We start from the raw sequence: 15,099 nt of genomic DNA, 5'->3' as shown, positions 1-15,099 counted from the left end.
TTTATTCTATCAAATGAACCAAAGAAACCATGATATTAGATCAATTACTCGCCACGTACCGGATATCGATCCCCTTTTTCGTCGATCAGGATCAAGCGCTCACCGCTGCGTACATAAAGGTCACAGCGGCTGAACCCGTTTCGATAGGCGATGCAGACGCTCCCGTCGTCAGCAATAGAATATGTCCCGAATGCGGATTCGCCGCTGGCGTAGGTAAAGGAATAAGCCCCGCCAGCCGAAAACTTAGACTGTCCGTTGTCATAAAAAGTCAGCGTCCGCCCCGCCAAGGCATCCAACTCTTCGGGTGAAAGTGGAATATCTCCGGGCTTCGTGGGCCATTCCGCAGCCACAACCGGGCTGGCAGCAAACAGGGCAAGGATCAGGTATCTCATCATGCGGCTACCTTAACCCGCCACCCATCGATTGAGACATAACGTTGCAGTGAACGATCAGGCGACCATCTGCTCGGCCTTTTTCAGATCTACCGAAACCAACTGGCTGACGCCCTGTTCTTGCATGGTCACGCCAAACAGCCGGTCCATCCGCGCCATAGTCACCGCGTGGTGGGTGATGATCAGGAAGCGTGTGTCGGTCTGGCGGCACATTTCGTCCAGCAGGTCGCAGAAACGGGTGACGTTGGCATCGTCCAGCGGCGCGTCGACCTCGTCCAAGACGCAGATCGGTGCGGGGTTTGCAAGGAAGACGCCAAAGATCAGCGCGGTCGCCGTCAAGGTCTGCTCGCCGCCCGAAAGCAGGCTAAGGGTGGACAGCTTCTTGCCCGGTGGCTGGCACATGATTTCCAGCCCGGCATCCAGCGGATCGTCGCTTTCGACCATGACCAGGTTGGCCTCACCACCACCGAACAGGTGCTTGAACAGCATGGCAAAGTTCGAGTTCACCTGCTCGAACGCAGTCAAAAGACGCTCGCGGCCTTCCCGGTTGAGGCTGGCAATCCCACTGCGCAGGGCCTTGATTGCCTCCTCCAAATCAGCCTTTTCGCTATTCAGCGTGTCGAACTCTTCTTGAACTTCCTTGGCGTCTTCCTCGGCGCGCAGGTTTACTGCACCCATGGCGTCACGCTGTCGTTTGTGCCGGTTCACCTCCGCCTCGAGCGCGTCCGCGGCCGGCATTTGATCCGGGTTCGTATCCAGCTGATTCAGCAACTGGTTCGGGGTCAGCTGTTGATCTTCGGCAATACGCTCAGCCGCCGCCACAACACTTTCCTTGGCCGCGTCACAGCGCGCTTCGGCGGCCGCGCGGGTTTCGCGGGCTTCGGATGCCAAACGTTCTGCCTCGCGCTCGGCCAGCACGACCTCGCGCTGCTGAGTCTCGGCCTCAGCTAGTTTGTCGGCAGCCTCGGCCCGACGAGCCTCGGCGGCTTCAATCAGCTCATTCAGTTCCTCGCGGGCTTCCGCGATCTCTCCTGGGGCGGCCATCGCCTCGGACAGTTCTTCCTCCGAGCTTTCCTTCCGCTCGACCAATTCCGAGATGCGCTTTTCAGCCGAATCCAACCGGTGCCGCCATCCACTGAGGTCTTTGGTCACTTCCTGAGTACGCCGGGTCCGGGCCTCGGCTTCGCGGCGCAGCTCATCATGCGACGAGCGATGGGTCAGCATCGTGATCCGCGCAGCCTCGACCGTTTGCTTGATATCCTCGACCTGTGCGCGTGCGCTATTTACATCACCCAGACCGGCCAGCGCCCCTTCGGCCTCGCGCAGTTGCGCGCGGGCGGACATGGCATCTTCCTTGTGCCGGTCAACGGCAAGGGTAAGCGTTTCCAACTTGCCCTGCGCTAGATTGCGGTCGGCTTCGGCTCGGCTCAGCTGGCGCGCGGATTCCGCCATCCGCTGATCAGCGGCGCGGCGGGCTTCACGCGCGCGGCGGTCTGCTTCGGTGACGTCTGCCAGTTGTTGCGACAGCGCCTCATGCGCGGCCCGGGCACCATCCGCCTGCGCCTCGGTCCGGGCGAGCTCCTGTTTCAAGGCCTCAAGTTTGTTAAGCTGCTCCAACCGCAACGCGGCCGCACTTGGTGCATCTTCGGCCCAGGCGCGGAATCCATCCCAGCGCCATAGATCGCCCGAACGCGACACCAAACGCTGCCCTGGCTTCAGGGAAGCCTGCAGTCGGGCCCCCTGATCCGCATCAACCAATCCAATCTGAGCGATCCGACGGCTCAGGCGATCCGGACCAGAAACATGCAGCGCCAACGGTTCGACGCCATCGGGCAGAGGCTGATCTGCGTCATAGCCCGAGACCTGCACCCAACCGGACGGGCCGTCGCCTTCGACCAATGGTGCGCGCAGATCGTCTGCCAGCGCCGCCCCCAGAGCCTTTTCATAGCCGGGCTCGACTCGGAGCAGATCCAGAACCTGCCCGCCTTCGGCCGTATCCCGTTCGACCAGTTTGGCGAGGGCCGATGTCTCAGCGCGGATTGCGCCCAGTTCACCCTCGGCCTCGGACCGCTGAGCGCGCGCCTCGGCCTCGCGCGCCTGCGTTTCGTTGCGCAATTCATCTGCCGCAGCCAGCGCTTCTTCGGCGGCCTCTGCAGCCTCGCGCGCTTCCTCCTCGCCTTCCTGCGCTTGTTCGTGCGCTTCGCTGGCACGGGTCAAAGCATCACGAGCCTCGTCTACCGCCGCGCGGGCTTTCTCTTCCTCACCCTCGGAACGGGCCAGCGTTTTCCGGCTGTCTTCGACCAAACGATGAGCTGACTGGTGACGCGCCACAAGACGCGCCATGTCTTCGGTCTCCTGAGACAGGTGGTCTTCGCGATCCTGCAGCACAGACGCAGCTTCGCGCGCGATCTCAGCGGCCTCGGCCACTTTGTCGTCATGCCCCTCGGCGGCTTTTGCCAGTTCGCGCGCTTCCCATTCCAGACGCTCAATCATCTGACCCGCGTCCCGGTTCAACCCGGTTTCGCGCTCGATATCGTTGGCCAACTGCTGAATGCGGTTGGTCAGCGTCTCGATCGTCTGACGCGCGCGGGTTTCCTGATCAACCAGTTGGTCGCGTTGCACCTGCTGCCGTTGCAGAACTGCGGCGGCAATAGCCTCTTCTTCACGCAGAGGAGGTAGAGTTTCCTCAATTTCCGACCGCTTTGCACTGGCGGCGCGCGCTTCCGCTTCGGCGCGCGAAGCTTCGGTGATCCGCTCACGCAACACATCCTCGGCCTGCTGGCGGGCCATGTCAGCCTCTTTCCAGCGTCGATAGAGCAGCATTCCTTCGGCCTGACGCAGTTGCTCGCCAATTTCGCGGTACCGTGCGGCCTGACGCGCCTGACGCGCAAGCTGGGCCAGCTGTGTACCCAGCTGTTCCAATACGTCATCGACACGGGTCAGATTGGATTCAGTGCCCTTCAGCTTCAGCTCTGCCTCGTGGCGTCGCTGATAAAGACCCGAGATGCCAGCTGCCTCTTCCAAGATACGGCGGCGTGCACGGGGCTTGGCGTTGATCAGTTCGGCAATGCGGTTCTGCCCTACAAGAGCCGGCGAATGCGCGCCGGTCGAGGCATCGGCAAACAGCATCTGCACGTCGCGCGCCCGAACATCCTTACCATTTGTCTTATAAGCGCTTCCGACATCGCGCGTGATACGGCGTACGATTTCCAGCTGATCGCTCTCATTGAACCCTGAAGGTGCCAAACGTTCCGAGTTATCCATGGTCAGGACGACTTCGGCAAAGTTTCGCGCCGGTCGCGTTGCGGCCCCGGCAAAGATCACATCCTCCATCGCACCGCCACGCATGGATTTGGGGCGGTTTTCACCCATTACCCAGCGCAAAGCTTCCAGAAGGTTGGACTTGCCGCAGCCATTTGGACCCACCACACCGGTCAACCCATCCGCGATGATCAGATCGGTCGGATCAACAAAGCTTTTGAAGCCGGTGAGTTTGAGTTTGCTGAAGCGCAAAGGCCGCTTGTCCCATGATTCCTATATCTGGAAGTCTGCGCAACCGATTGGGGGTGAGTCAACGGAGTAACGCAGGATATGGGATTTCACACCAAGTTATCCACAATATCTTGCCGAAATACGCAAAAAAGCGCGTATCTCAGTAAGGGGTGCACTCAAAAACCTGATAGCCATAGTCTTCGTAGAAGCCATAGTCGGTGCATTCGTAGGGACGACGGAGAAGGCTGCCGAAAATCAACTTTTCCCCCAATTCCCGGTCACACCCCAGAACGCCTACGGTGACCGCGGCATCGCCCAGAACGTCCAACAGCGGACAATCCGACACCTGTGCCATCGCCAGTGCGGCCCGGTCGCGAATTGGACCAAGGCGCGGAGCATATTGGGCATTGATGCGTACAGCCTCGGCCAATTGACCGCGGACCCGAACGTCAAAAACGCTGCCATTCACCGCTACGCGGGTCGCAGGCACATCGCGAAAGTGGGGCGTGCCGGCCGAACAAGCGGCCAGCACTAGGAGGGACAGATACCGGATCATGCCCTCAGCATTGTACCATCAAGGTTAACAAAACCTTTCCAATGCTTAGGCGCGCAGAACCTCGCCCAATCGACGAATACCTTCGCGGATCGTTTCCTCATCCGAGTTCGAGAAACTCAGCCGGATGGTGTTTGTCCCGCTGCCGTCCGGAAAGAAGGCCCCACCTGGGACAAAAGCGACTTTGACCGTCTCAAGCGCCCGGGCCAGCAGGTCGGCCCCGTTTGTACCAACCGGCAAAGTCAGCCAGATGAACATGCCACCTTCGGGCTTGGTCCATTGAACCCCGGTCGGCATATAGTCCTGCAACGCCTGCAACATGGCATCCCGTCGGGCACCATACACCCTGCGCAGCATCGGGATATGTGTGCCAAAACAGGCTCGCGCCACTTGATTAATGGCCATCTGGTTGATGGTCGCTGAATGCAGATCAGCGGCCTGCTTCAAAAGGACCAACTGCGAAATCACCGGAGTTGCCGCAACAACCCATCCAACCCTCAATCCCGGAGACAAGGTTTTCGAAAAACTGCCGCAATAGATCGTGCGGCAATCCTCGATCGACCCTTTGCGCGCCTGTTCCAGAGCCAGAACCGGAGGGATGGCGTCACCGTTGTATCGCAGTGCCTGATAGGCTCCGTCTTCGATGACCGCACAGTTCAACTCATCTGCCAGATCCAGCAGGGCCTCCCGCCCTTGCAAATCCACGGTTTCACCCGTCGGGTTGGCAAAATCGGGCGAGAGATAGGCGAATTTGACCGCGCCTTCACCCGCCGCTGCCGCGTATCCCTCGGCGCCCCGGTTGCTATTGATGGTGAGTCGGTCAAATCGCGGTTCGTAAGCATTGAACGCGGCCAACGCCCCCAAATAAGTCGGCCAGCCAACCAACGCGGTATCACCCGGGGACAGATAGAGTTTACCCAAATAGTCCAGCGCTTGCTGCGACCCTGATGTAATCAGAATATTCCCCAGCCCACACTCCACTCCGATTGAACGCATGTGATCGACAAGCCATTCGCGTAGCGGGACGTAACCTTCACTGACGGAATATTGCAGCGCCTGAGCCTGTTGTTCCGGCCCCAAAGCAGCCTGAAAGGCGTCCGAAAACCCTTCGGCTGGAAAAAGAACAGGATCGGGGATGCCGCCGGCAAACGAGATGATTCCGGGCTGATCCAGCAGCTTGAGCAATTCGCGTATCTCGGACGCCTTCATTCGGGATGCCCGCGTGGCGAACAATTCGTGCGTAGACATGAGTCTCCTCCGCTCTCAGTCAGGGTCAGCGTAGAGAGGAGGATTATAAAGTCAACAATACTGACCTAATAATTACCGCCAATGAACCGCTTTCTTGAACCTGCCTGCTATACGTGGTCATATGATTTGACCAATTTCCAAAACGATGCCCGCATGCCTTTTCAAAAAGTTCAGACCGAAAAGCTTTCGATCGCGGTGGTTCGCCAGATTGAACTGCTGATCCTGCGCGGCATCTTGCGGCCCGGTGAACGCCTTCCCGCCGAGCGCGAATTAGCCGAACGACTGGGCGTATCCCGCCCATCCTTGCGCGATGCAATCGCAGACCTGCAGAGCCAGGGGTTGCTGACAGCCAAAGCCGGGTCCGGAATTTATGTGGCCGAGGTTCTGGGCTCTGCCTTTTCCCCCGCCCTAACGCGGCTGTTCGGTAGCCATGACGAGGCGGTGTTCGATTACCTTTCATTCCGGCGGGACATGGAAGGATTGGCGGCAGAGCGCGCTGCGCGGCTGGGCTCGGACAGTGATCTGAAGGTGGTTCAGACAATCTTTGACAAGATGGAGGCCGCACATGCGCGCAACGCAACCGAAGACGAGGCGCAACTGGACGCGCAATTTCACATGGCAATCATCGAGGCCAGCCACAACGTGGTAATGCTGCACATGATGCGGTCAATGTTCGATTTGTTGCGGCAGGGCGTGTTCTATAACCGCAAGATGATGTTCCAGCAGCGCACAACGCGGGAGGCCATTCTGGACCAGCACCGCGCCATCAACACCGCGCTTCAGGCGCGCGACCCAGTTGCGGCCCGGCAAGCGGTTCAGGACCATCTAAGCTTTGTTGAACGCTGCATGGCCGATCAGCAGAAAGCGGAAAGAAACGAAGAAATCGCGCGACAACGCCTTAAACACGAGACCGACGCACTGTGATCGTCAAGGCTTGAACTGGGTCGCCTTAACGCGTTGCTTCATGTCTTCGTAATCCTGTTGCGTCAGGCTGGCACGGCGGAACGTTTTCCGGATTCTCCATTGTTGCCACTTGCTGGGCCACGTAAGGCTGTCCAGCGCTGTGAAGGCATAAAGGTCGCCGCGTAAGTGAACTTTCCGCATCCCTAGCTGCTCTGCCATATAATCCAGGCATTGCTCCGAGAAAAAACTGATATGCTGGCCCGTCTCAAATGCCCAGTACCACCAGTCGCGCGGCGGCAGATTTTTTGGGTCGAAGCAAGTTGCCGAGAAGAAGAGCGTCTCGAATCCAAATTTTGCGCGCGCCTCCTTAATGTGCGACAGCGGGTCGGGCAAATGTTCAAGAACTTCAAAGGCTGTCGCGACTGCATAAGTTCCATCATCCGCCTCGAACCCGCGCGCCAAAAGGTTATCTGCATAGGGGTCTGACCAGTGAAAATTCAGTCCAATGTCCCTAAGGCCTCGAACAAACAACCCATAGCCACCACCAATGTCGATCCCACGGGCTCCTGCAAGACCATTTGCCCGCATGGCTGTTGAAACACGACGCAAATTCGACAGGTTTCGGGCGACGATCCCTGTATCCGTCAAGGCGATAGCGTCGCTGTACGCTTCTTCCAGCCATGTCGGGTTATCCACCCAGATATATCCACAGCTTTCATCCAAAAAGTATTTTGCCGGGTGACGTCCGATCACTTCGCTTTCAAAGAGCAGCATACCAGGTTGCCCGGAGATTGGAGAAATGGGCATTGATCACGTCGCTCCGCTTGAAAGGGTTTGTATGTTAGATGGAAAGGGCGCCCCGCTGCCTTCACCAAGATGCTCTTGCGGCGCGGTAGTTGTTAGTGCCGGATCGATATAGAGCCTGGCACGTCGTGAACGCATTTCCTGATGAAACAGGACATGTTCACATACCAGCCGGTTCTCTTCATCTCGGCATTTATATCTTAGGCCATGCAACGCCTGAGTTTTGTAAAGGCCTGCGCCTGCAAAAGCGCTGTCGACAGGTATTAGCCCGCAATCTGCTGGAATATGAAACTGTCGGTCATGGATCATTGTCTTCAGAAGATTTCGGCGCCATTTTCGTTTTCCGAACAAAGGTTTACGCGCGTTGTGTATCTGTTGCCAGACATCCTCTTCGCACCACCCCTGGCAACGTAAGGCATACAAGTCATAGTAGGCAGGCGTTGAGTTCGCAAATACCGCGTCCCACGAAAATTCCGAACGCTTGGCCGCTGCCAAAACAGCTTCAGGATTCAGCCTGACGTTTGGCCCGTCCAAATCCAGCATCAAAGTCAGGGTGTTGTCACAACTACTCTTCTCGAGGGTTTCCAGTATTGAATTTCGTGCAGCGGTAATTCGTTCGACACGTTCAGAAATACCCGAGATCATACCATCCAGCCGAATGACCTGAACTTCAGCACATCGTTCCTTGTACTCGGACAGTATCTGATCGGTGTCATCGGTATTGTCGTTGGTTGCAATGATGACCGAGTGTTGCCCCAACCGTTTCGACAGGTCTTCGATCCGATGGATCGTTTCTTTCAAAGCCGAACCACCGTTGCGTACCGCGCCGACAATGTTCATGGAAATTTCGTTGTCTGTGGCGGGCACGGTCACTCTTTTCCTGATTCCGGATTTCAGCTTTCTACCTTATCCGACGTTGTTCTGCGTAATCCTTGAGCCTCCGAAAAGGAAGGCAGACGCGCGATGGCACTTTCGTAAACGCTCAAACAACACCTTCGCGTCCGTCAAATCACAATTTGGATCCGCTGCACAAGGAATTAGACGAAGATCGCGCTTCGCCTCTGTTAAAAACAAATGACCCGAAAGCGTACGGCTTCCGGGTCACGTCTGTAACTTGTTTTCTGCACGTCAGATTCAGTGCAGTTTGTCACCAACATCCGCAATTGCAGCGTCGATCAGTTTGTTCGCCTGTGCCGCCGTCATCTGTTTGGCCAGAACCGCATTAGCAGCCGAAACTGCAACGGTGATGGCCTGATCACGGACTTCCTTAACAGCCGAAGCTTCGGCCGAAGCGATCTGATCCTGAGCGGCAGCCAGGCGGCGGGCGATGGATTTTTCCAGATCGGACTTTGCCTGCTCAGCTGCCAGCACGGCATCTTCTTTGGCGGCAGCCACGATGGCATCTGCCTGAGTCTGCACTTCACGCTGCTTGCGCTCGTACGAGGCCAGCAGGCTGCGCGCTTCTTCGTGCAGAGCGCGGGCTTCGTCCAGTTCGGACTTGATGCCTTCGGCACGGTTGTCCAGCGCGCCACCGATCATGCCCGGAACCTTGAAATAGAACAGGACCGCGATGAAAACGATGAAGCCCAAAAGGACGACAAAGTCTGTGTTGCCAAGCGAGAAGAACGGGCCGCTTGCGGCCAGCGCAGGGCTGGCAGCGCCAACAGTCAGGATAAGGGCAAGAGTGTTCCGCATGTCACTTATCCTTTCATCTGCGCGTCAATTGCATTGTCGATGGCTTTGGCATCCGCCTCGCCACCCAGTGCTGTGACCAGTTCAGCTGCCGTGTCCTTGGCAACCACTTGAATGCTTTCCAGCGCACCGGCACGGATCTCGGCAATTGCCTTTTCCGATTCAGCCGCCTTTGCAGCGATTTCCAAGTCTGCCGTTGCGATCGCGTCATCCAGTCCAGACTGGATTTCGGCACGTGCTTCGGCAGCAATACGCTGCGCTTCGGCACGGGCATCAGCCAGCGCCTTGTTATAGGCCTCTTCGGCCTCGACCGCCTTGGCCTTCAGATCTTCGGCCGCAGCCAGGTCATTTGTAATGGTCCCCTGACGTTCAGCCAGGATTGCCGCGATGCGGGGCAGAGCCACGCGAGACAGGACCAGAAAGATGACGACCAGCGTGATGACCAGCCAGAAAATCTGGTTGGGGAACCAATCGAAGCAGAGCTGTGGCATCCCGATGGCAGAGCCATAGGAGTCGACGCACGAGCCAGCTACCTCTTCTGTAAGGGGTTCAGTCGCCATGATATCCTCCGTCGGAAACTTGTCTTTACAACAGGTGGGTCGCTATGGCTTGGACCCACCTGCGCGTAAGGATCAGGTTCCGCAGATTATACGGCGAACATCAGCAGCAGCGAGACCAGGAATGCAAAGATCCCCAGGGCTTCTGCGAACGCGATACCGATGAACAGGGTTGCGGTCTGCGAAGCAGCCGCCGAAGGGTTGCGCAGGGCGCCGGCCAGGAAGTTGCCTGCAACGTTGCCCACCCCGATTGCGGCTGCGCCGGAACCGATTGCTGCCAGGCCTGCGCCGATGTGTGCGAGATCGCCTTCCATGATGTATCTCCTTACGAATTGGAAGTTTCGATGTTGGGGTATCAGACCTTAGTGCGAAGGATGCAGCGCATCTTTCAGGTAAACACAGGTCAGAATGGTGAATACGTACGCCTGAATGAAGGACACGAGGACCTCAAGGCCGTACATTGCGGTGATCGCCAGAACGGACACGGGCGAGATCACGGCAATCGCAGCAAAGCCTGCGAACACCTTGATCACCGCGTGGCCTGCCATGACGTTACCGGCAAGACGAATGGAGTGGCTGACGGGGCGCACGAAGTACGAAATCAGCTCGATGATCGCCAGAACAGGACGCAGTGCCAGCGGTGCGCTGGAAACCCAAAACAGGCCCAGGAAGCTTGTACCGTTCTTGACGAAACCCAGAACGGTCACGGTCAGGAACACGGCCAGAGCCAGCGGGATGGTCACGGCGAAATGCGATGTAGTGGTGAAGGACATGGGGATCATGCCCAGGAAGTTCGCGCAGACGATGAACATGAACAGGGTCATGACATAGGGGAAGTACTTGACGCCTTCCTTGCCGCAGATGTCTTCCAGCATCTTGTAGATGAAGCCATAGGCCAGTTCGGCGACCGACTGCATCCGGGTCGGAACAATCGCGCGCTTCGAGGTCGGAACGATCAGCAACAGGACAATCGCCACGATTGCTAGGAACAGCCACAGCGTCACGTTGGTGATCGTGAACATGCCAACCGCACCGTCGCCGAACAACGGCTTAACGATGAACTGGTCCATCGGGTGGAAAACCAGGCTGCTGCCTTCTGCTGCGGTGGTCTCAGTTGCCACGTTCAGTCCCTCTCGTCCTTCTCGGCAGCCGTCGCCGCCGCTTGTTTCTCTTGAACCTCTTTCGCGCTGCGGAGCATAACCTTCACGCCCGCGACAAGGCCCAGCAATGTGAACAGCACCAGAAAGATCGGGATTGTCCCGAGCAGGCTGTCCAGCCCGTATCCGATGCCAAATCCGATCCCCAGACCGGATACCATTTCGATGACCATCCTCCAGGCAAGCTCGCCCCCGGACACGTCAGCGTCCGCACGAGGTTTCGGCGCTTTGGCCTTTTTCGCCGCGTCGATCTTGGCCTCCAGCTGCGCCATACGCTGCTTTTGGTCATCATCGGTCACGGGCATTTCCCTCGCACAGTCTTGGGTAGGGTGCTAAGGGGCATGGCGCTCAGAGTCAACGGCGTTGAGTGTTCGATTTGCCGCAGTCTAAATTAATGTTTTTAAATAATTTAATTGCGTTCCTTACCCGATCATTATTCCGAGCCCGGCGCTCATTCCACCCAAAGGTAAGGATTCCGCATATTCAACCTTTTGGTTGATCTTTGTACGCCCATCAGTAGCTTGCGCAGAGCGCTGACGATAAATTCGCCTTGGGTGGCTCTGCCGAACTCAGGCCACCGACAAAAATATGGCATTGCTTCTGCGCTCCCAAAGGGGGCACTTTTGGACAAAGACATGCCTGAAAAAATGAGGGCAGAGAATGAGAGACGTGGTTTGGCTCAGCAATGTGCACCGAAACCCAAATGGAGAGCGCGGGTATAGGCCGGTTGGGTATCCGGACGTAGTTAACCCGCCGCGCGACAATGAAATTGGCATCTCATTCAGCGCCGTGATAGAGCGACAAGAAAAGCACTTGCCCGTCGAAAATCATGAACTGCCAAGACAGCTCTATGCTGTAAAGAGATGGGCTCATCACAAACAACCCAAACGCCATATCTTCAGTGCTGGCGGGTTGTTGGTCGTATCGTCTACTTCTGCTGAAGTCTTGCGCGCCCACGAAATGGGAGCATCCAGATTGGTGCCAGTTGACCTCCTTCAACCAGATCAGAAAACCAAATTAGACCACGACTGGTTCTATCTCGTTTTGGGTGATGGCAAGCGTTGCTTCGAAGGTAAGGTTTCTGAAGGTGTAATACCGATAGGAGCGGACGATGACCTCTTTATGGTCAACAACAATGATCATGTAAAAGATGGGGATTTGGTATTCTCTAAAAGTGTCTTGGCTGGTCCGGACATATGGTTTGATCCCGCGATTTTATTCGCTCCAGTCCTGAGTGACCGCCTAGCTATGGCCCTAAAGTCTGCGAAGGTTGCCAAGCACTGGGATCTGTTACGCTGCAAAGTGATTTAGGACTAAAACCATGTCAAACGACCTTGATACCGTCTTCGCAGCCCTTGCTGACCCGACCCGCCGCGCCATTCTTGCGATGCTGCTTGAGGATGATATGGCCGTCACCGACGTCGCCGAACCGTTCGAGATGTCGCTGGCCGCGATCTCGAAACATCTGGTCATTCTCACACGGGCCGGGCTGATCTCTCAGGAAAAACGCGGCCGCGTGAAGTGGTGCAAGCTGGAGCCCGACGCGCTGCGGGCGGCATCCGTCTGGATGCAGGGCTTTGGTCAGTTCGAGCCGGTCAATCTGGACGCCTTCGAAAGATTTCTGGAAGTCGAGTTACCCGCAACAGACGAAACCTAAAATCTATCTGACAACAAACACCGATACCTTGGCGTGCTTGGCCAAATATCCGGCGTGGCTGGAAAAGATATGGTCCGTTATTCGCGGTGCGTGGGTCCCGACGACAATCAGGTCAGCACCAATCTCTTCCGCAGCGCGCGTCAGGTCACCGTCGACCTCTGCCGCTACATCAACCGAGTGAATATTGCGGGCTGCGACTTCGGAACCACTTTGTTCGGTAAGCTGATCCACGATTGCCTTTAGTTCGGCACTGATCGCGGCATCCGATTGCGTAACGTCACCCGGTTGGGTGCCGGTCACGCTGACGATTGTGATCCGTGCATTTTGCCAATTCGCCATCTGTGCTGCGACATCCAAGGCTTTGCGAATTTCCGGCGGCAGGTGAATATCAACCGGGATCATGATGTGACTGAACATGGCTTCCTCCTTCTCCAGTTGCCAATTCTAACTGGCCTGGTGAAGAGACGCCTTGATCTGACGCATTGAAATGCCCGACGCGATGCAGTTATCCTTCTTGGCTGTATTCCACACCAATCACCACACCTGTTACATCCGCAAAACACAACCACGGCGCCTGCGCGCCCGCGACTTCGACAGTCGTAGTGGTTCCGGTCGGCCCGGATTCGGTTGAGGTCGCGTTTACATCGTCTGCCCGAACACCCGTTTCAGCCGACACAAGTGCCTCACAACTGGCATTCAGGGCGGTCTCGGACGGTCCCTGCCCTCCCCCTTGGGTACAGGCAGATAAGGTCGCGACGGCGACAAAAAGAACAACTCGCTTCATCATTCCCTCCAGGATGGCTCTTCAACCACGAAAGTTGTTCGTATTGCGATCAAAGGGCAAGGGTCAATCAGACAGTGGCACAGGCCCGTTCGCAGGCTGCTCCTCGCTTTTTAGCAGCAAAATCAGGGCGAGCGCGGTCAAGAAAACACCAATCAGAACCATGATCGGTGGCGCGGGCCGACCAAGCGCGATTTCCCACAGGATCACCCAACTGGGGATCAGATAAGTGTAGGCCATGACTTTGGCCGAAGGCAGACGCAGGGCCGCGAACTGGACCAGCACAAAGCTGGCCGCCGTAGCGAAGACTGAAAGGTACAGGAGGCTGACCCAGACGATAAGCGGCAGGTTTGCCCAATCCGTTGCCCTGATGTCCGGCCAGCCGAACACCGTTAGGATTACGCAGCCAGCGACCAGTGTTCCAAAGGTAAAAACCACGGCGGGCTCACCACGGTTCAGTTTGCGCACCATCGGCGTGTAAATCGCATGCGCCATGCAGCCCCAGAAAAAGATGATCTCTCCGCCACCGATTTCAAACGCGCGAAAAGCTTGCCAATCCGCGCGAAAGATCACCCACAAGGCTCCGGTGGCCCCAACGGTCAGGGCAAGAGCCATGCGCGGCGTGGTGATCTGGCGCAGCAGGACCCATCCCGCAATGGCAGACATAACCGGCGTCAGGGTAAACACCGCGGAAGTGCTGACCGGGTCGGCGGTTTTCAGGCCGTAGAACATTAAAACAAAGTAAGTGGCGAACAGCCCGCCCAAAATCGCATAGCGCCACGGTGCCTGCGCCGCGCTGCGGGGCAATCCGGTGGTCGCCAACGCCGCGATGCCAATTATGACGGCTGCGATCAAAAACCGCCCGGCAGTAATCGCCAACGGCGCGATTTCATTGGCAACAATTGACCCCAGCGAGAAACTGCCCGCCACCAGAAGGGTGAATGTGATCATTGCCAAATGACCACGCCGCTGCGGTGTCACGAAAGCCAGCCTTTGGATTCTTCCTTAAGGAATGACAGAAATGCCTGCACTTTGGTTGTTCGGTGCAGATCGACATGGGTCACCAGCCACAATTTACCGAACCATTCGGGCAATGGCTCAATAACTTCGACAAGATCCGGATCGCGCGACGCCTCCCACCGGGCCATGAAACCAATCCCAGCCCCGGCCAGAACGGCCTCACGCATGCAGAAATTGTTGGTGCAGCGGAACGCAATGGCTTCGGCAGGGACTGTCGCGCGCAACCATTTGGAAAACGGTGCTCGGCTGTTTTCATCATCCGTACCGACAAACAGGTGGTCTGCGAATTCATCAAGGTTCGCTGGTTTTCCCCGGCGTTCGATGTAAGACTTGCTGGCGAAAAGCCCCACTTCCTGTTCAATAAAGGGCTGCACGACGTTGTCGGGTTGGTCCGGGGCAGCACCCGCCCGGATGGCTACATGCGCCTCGCCGTATTCCAAACGGAACAGGCGGTCACCGGTCAGGTATCGCACGATCAGACCCGGATGCATTGATTGAAACTTGGACAGGGCCGGAACGACTAATGGCGCTAACGAGGCCAGAGAAGTAACTACCAATTCGCCCGAGACGTCATCGCCGCGCCCTTTCATTCGGCCCACCAACTGGTTGAACTGATCCTCGGTGGCCTGCGCCACACGCAAAAGGTCCTCGCCAGCGTCGGTGGGCGTGTAACCCCGTGCGTGGCGCTGGAACAGTTTGACGCCCAATCGCGCCTCGATCGCGTCAATATGACGGATCACGGTGGCGTGGTGCACGCCCAATATCTCGGCCGCGCCGCTGACGGTGCCCATCCGGGCAACCTGATAGGCGGTTTTGACTTCGTCCCAATTATCCATCGACTAG

The 15,099-nt window shown here is 57.2% G+C and carries 18 protein-coding genes; 3 read left to right on the top strand and 15 right to left on the bottom strand.

Features of this window, described 5'->3' with window-relative positions:
• Positions 1–44 precede the first annotated feature (44 nt).
• The 4 genes from ACR0AK_RS02360 to ACR0AK_RS02345 all read right to left on the bottom strand — a co-directional run bounded on the left by ACR0AK_RS02360 (position 45) and on the right by ACR0AK_RS02345 (position 5,685).
• Positions 45–392, bottom strand: coding sequence for a hypothetical protein (locus tag ACR0AK_RS02360; protein WP_480792238.1), 348 nt, complete (start codon positions 390–392; stop codon positions 45–47).
• Between the two features lie 57 nt (positions 393–449).
• Complete coding sequence (locus tag ACR0AK_RS02355; protein ID WP_480792237.1) at positions 450–3,905, bottom strand: chromosome segregation SMC family protein; 3,456 nt, start codon at positions 3,903–3,905, stop codon at positions 450–452.
• 139 nt (positions 3,906–4,044) lie between these two features.
• Positions 4,045–4,440, bottom strand: coding sequence for a hypothetical protein (locus tag ACR0AK_RS02350; protein ID WP_480792236.1), 396 nt, complete (start codon positions 4,438–4,440; stop codon positions 4,045–4,047).
• Positions 4,441–4,485: 45 nt separating this feature from the next.
• Positions 4,486–5,685 carry an aminotransferase-like domain-containing protein gene (locus ACR0AK_RS02345; RefSeq protein ID WP_480792235.1) on the bottom strand — a complete coding sequence of 400 codons (1,200 nt, stop codon included), beginning with the start codon at positions 5,683–5,685 and terminating at the stop codon, positions 4,486–4,488.
• 153 nt (positions 5,686–5,838) lie between these two features.
• On the opposite strand from ACR0AK_RS02345, the gene ACR0AK_RS02340 reads away from it, so the two are divergent.
• On the top strand, positions 5,839–6,609 hold the full coding sequence (locus ACR0AK_RS02340) for an FCD domain-containing protein (protein ID WP_170561549.1): 771 nt from the start codon (positions 5,839–5,841) through the stop codon (positions 6,607–6,609).
• Between the two features lie 3 nt (positions 6,610–6,612).
• On the opposite strand, the gene ACR0AK_RS02335 is transcribed toward ACR0AK_RS02340, so the two are convergent.
• From ACR0AK_RS02335 to ACR0AK_RS02305, 7 genes are all read right to left on the bottom strand, one after another.
• Positions 6,613–7,362, bottom strand: a complete 750-nt coding sequence (locus ACR0AK_RS02335; RefSeq protein ID WP_480792234.1) for a class I SAM-dependent methyltransferase — start codon at positions 7,360–7,362, stop codon at positions 6,613–6,615.
• Positions 7,363–7,398: 36 nt separating this feature from the next.
• Positions 7,399–8,265, bottom strand: a complete 867-nt coding sequence (locus ACR0AK_RS02330) for a hypothetical protein (protein ID WP_480792233.1) — start codon at positions 8,263–8,265, stop codon at positions 7,399–7,401.
• 261 nt (positions 8,266–8,526) lie between these two features.
• A complete protein-coding gene (locus ACR0AK_RS02325; RefSeq protein WP_170561235.1) occupies positions 8,527–9,087 on the bottom strand; it encodes a F0F1 ATP synthase subunit B in 561 nt (186 codons plus the stop codon).
• 5 nt (positions 9,088–9,092) lie between these two features.
• Positions 9,093–9,644, bottom strand: coding sequence for a F0F1 ATP synthase subunit B' (locus ACR0AK_RS02320; protein WP_170561236.1), 552 nt, complete (start codon positions 9,642–9,644; stop codon positions 9,093–9,095).
• 86 nt (positions 9,645–9,730) lie between these two features.
• Positions 9,731–9,955 (bottom strand): F0F1 ATP synthase subunit C, encoded by a 225-nt coding sequence (locus ACR0AK_RS02315; protein WP_005981269.1) that lies wholly within the window; start codon positions 9,953–9,955, stop codon positions 9,731–9,733.
• A gap of 48 nt (positions 9,956–10,003) precedes the next feature.
• Complete coding sequence (locus ACR0AK_RS02310) at positions 10,004–10,762, bottom strand: F0F1 ATP synthase subunit A (RefSeq protein WP_480792232.1); 759 nt, start codon at positions 10,760–10,762, stop codon at positions 10,004–10,006.
• Positions 10,763–10,764: 2 nt separating this feature from the next.
• The gene (locus tag ACR0AK_RS02305; RefSeq protein WP_170561238.1) at positions 10,765–11,097 is read right to left on the bottom strand and encodes an AtpZ/AtpI family protein; all 333 of its coding nucleotides are present in this window, start codon (positions 11,095–11,097) and stop codon (positions 10,765–10,767) included.
• 361 nt (positions 11,098–11,458) lie between these two features.
• Between ACR0AK_RS02305 and ACR0AK_RS02300 the strand changes: the two genes are divergently transcribed.
• Together ACR0AK_RS02300 and ACR0AK_RS02295 are read left to right on the top strand one after the other, a co-directional pair.
• Entirely contained in the window at positions 11,459–12,109 is a 651-nt protein-coding gene (locus ACR0AK_RS02300) for a hypothetical protein (RefSeq protein WP_480792231.1), read from the top strand.
• A 10-nt stretch (positions 12,110–12,119) separates the two neighbouring features.
• Positions 12,120–12,455 (top strand): ArsR/SmtB family transcription factor, encoded by a 336-nt coding sequence (locus ACR0AK_RS02295; RefSeq protein ID WP_480792230.1) that lies wholly within the window; start codon positions 12,120–12,122, stop codon positions 12,453–12,455.
• A 3-nt stretch (positions 12,456–12,458) separates the two neighbouring features.
• On the opposite strand, the gene ACR0AK_RS02290 is transcribed toward ACR0AK_RS02295, so the two are convergent.
• From ACR0AK_RS02290 to ACR0AK_RS02275, 4 genes are all read right to left on the bottom strand, one after another.
• Complete coding sequence (locus ACR0AK_RS02290) at positions 12,459–12,872, bottom strand: universal stress protein (RefSeq protein ID WP_170561241.1); 414 nt, start codon at positions 12,870–12,872, stop codon at positions 12,459–12,461.
• A gap of 88 nt (positions 12,873–12,960) precedes the next feature.
• Complete coding sequence (locus ACR0AK_RS02285) at positions 12,961–13,239, bottom strand: hypothetical protein (protein WP_170561242.1); 279 nt, start codon at positions 13,237–13,239, stop codon at positions 12,961–12,963.
• 63 nt (positions 13,240–13,302) lie between these two features.
• Positions 13,303–14,217, bottom strand: coding sequence for a DMT family transporter (locus ACR0AK_RS02280; RefSeq protein ID WP_480792229.1), 915 nt, complete (start codon positions 14,215–14,217; stop codon positions 13,303–13,305).
• Positions 14,214–15,092, bottom strand: coding sequence for a LysR family transcriptional regulator (locus tag ACR0AK_RS02275; RefSeq protein WP_170561244.1), 879 nt, complete (start codon positions 15,090–15,092; stop codon positions 14,214–14,216). Before ACR0AK_RS02275 ends, ACR0AK_RS02280 begins: the two co-directional genes overlap by 4 nt.
• Positions 15,093–15,099 lie beyond the last annotated feature (7 nt).

This window comes from Ruegeria sp. BI12 (assembly GCF_056537985.1).
The sequence above is the reverse complement of the archived record's forward strand: the minus strand, read 5'-3'. Positions and strand labels throughout refer to the sequence as shown.

What these genes read in the sequence shown, in the direction of transcription:
- ACR0AK_RS02360 (WP_480792238.1), bottom strand. Translation starts at nt 392, where the DNA reads ATGAGATACCTGATCCTTGCCCTGTTTGCTGCCAGCCCGGTTGTGGCT.
- ACR0AK_RS02350 (WP_480792236.1), bottom strand. Translation starts at nt 4,440, where the DNA reads ATGATCCGGTATCTGTCCCTCCTAGTGCTGGCCGCTTGTTCGGCCGGC.
- ACR0AK_RS02345 (WP_480792235.1), bottom strand. Translation starts at nt 5,685, where the DNA reads ATGTCTACGCACGAATTGTTCGCCACGCGGGCATCCCGAATGAAGGCG.
- ACR0AK_RS02340 (WP_170561549.1), top strand. Translation starts at nt 5,839, where the DNA reads ATGCCTTTTCAAAAAGTTCAGACCGAAAAGCTTTCGATCGCGGTGGTT.
- ACR0AK_RS02335 (WP_480792234.1), bottom strand. Translation starts at nt 7,362, where the DNA reads ATGCTGCTCTTTGAAAGCGAAGTGATCGGACGTCACCCGGCAAAATAC.
- ACR0AK_RS02325 (WP_170561235.1), bottom strand. Translation starts at nt 9,087, where the DNA reads ATGCGGAACACTCTTGCCCTTATCCTGACTGTTGGCGCTGCCAGCCCT.
- ACR0AK_RS02320 (WP_170561236.1), bottom strand. Translation starts at nt 9,644, where the DNA reads ATGGCGACTGAACCCCTTACAGAAGAGGTAGCTGGCTCGTGCGTCGAC.
- ACR0AK_RS02315 (WP_005981269.1), bottom strand. Translation starts at nt 9,955, where the DNA reads ATGGAAGGCGATCTCGCACACATCGGCGCAGGCCTGGCAGCAATCGGT.
- ACR0AK_RS02300 (WP_480792231.1), top strand. Translation starts at nt 11,459, where the DNA reads ATGAGAGACGTGGTTTGGCTCAGCAATGTGCACCGAAACCCAAATGGA.
- ACR0AK_RS02295 (WP_480792230.1), top strand. Translation starts at nt 12,120, where the DNA reads ATGTCAAACGACCTTGATACCGTCTTCGCAGCCCTTGCTGACCCGACC.
- ACR0AK_RS02290 (WP_170561241.1), bottom strand. Translation starts at nt 12,872, where the DNA reads ATGTTCAGTCACATCATGATCCCGGTTGATATTCACCTGCCGCCGGAA.
- ACR0AK_RS02285 (WP_170561242.1), bottom strand. Translation starts at nt 13,239, where the DNA reads ATGAAGCGAGTTGTTCTTTTTGTCGCCGTCGCGACCTTATCTGCCTGT.
- ACR0AK_RS02275 (WP_170561244.1), bottom strand. Translation starts at nt 15,092, where the DNA reads ATGGATAATTGGGACGAAGTCAAAACCGCCTATCAGGTTGCCCGGATG.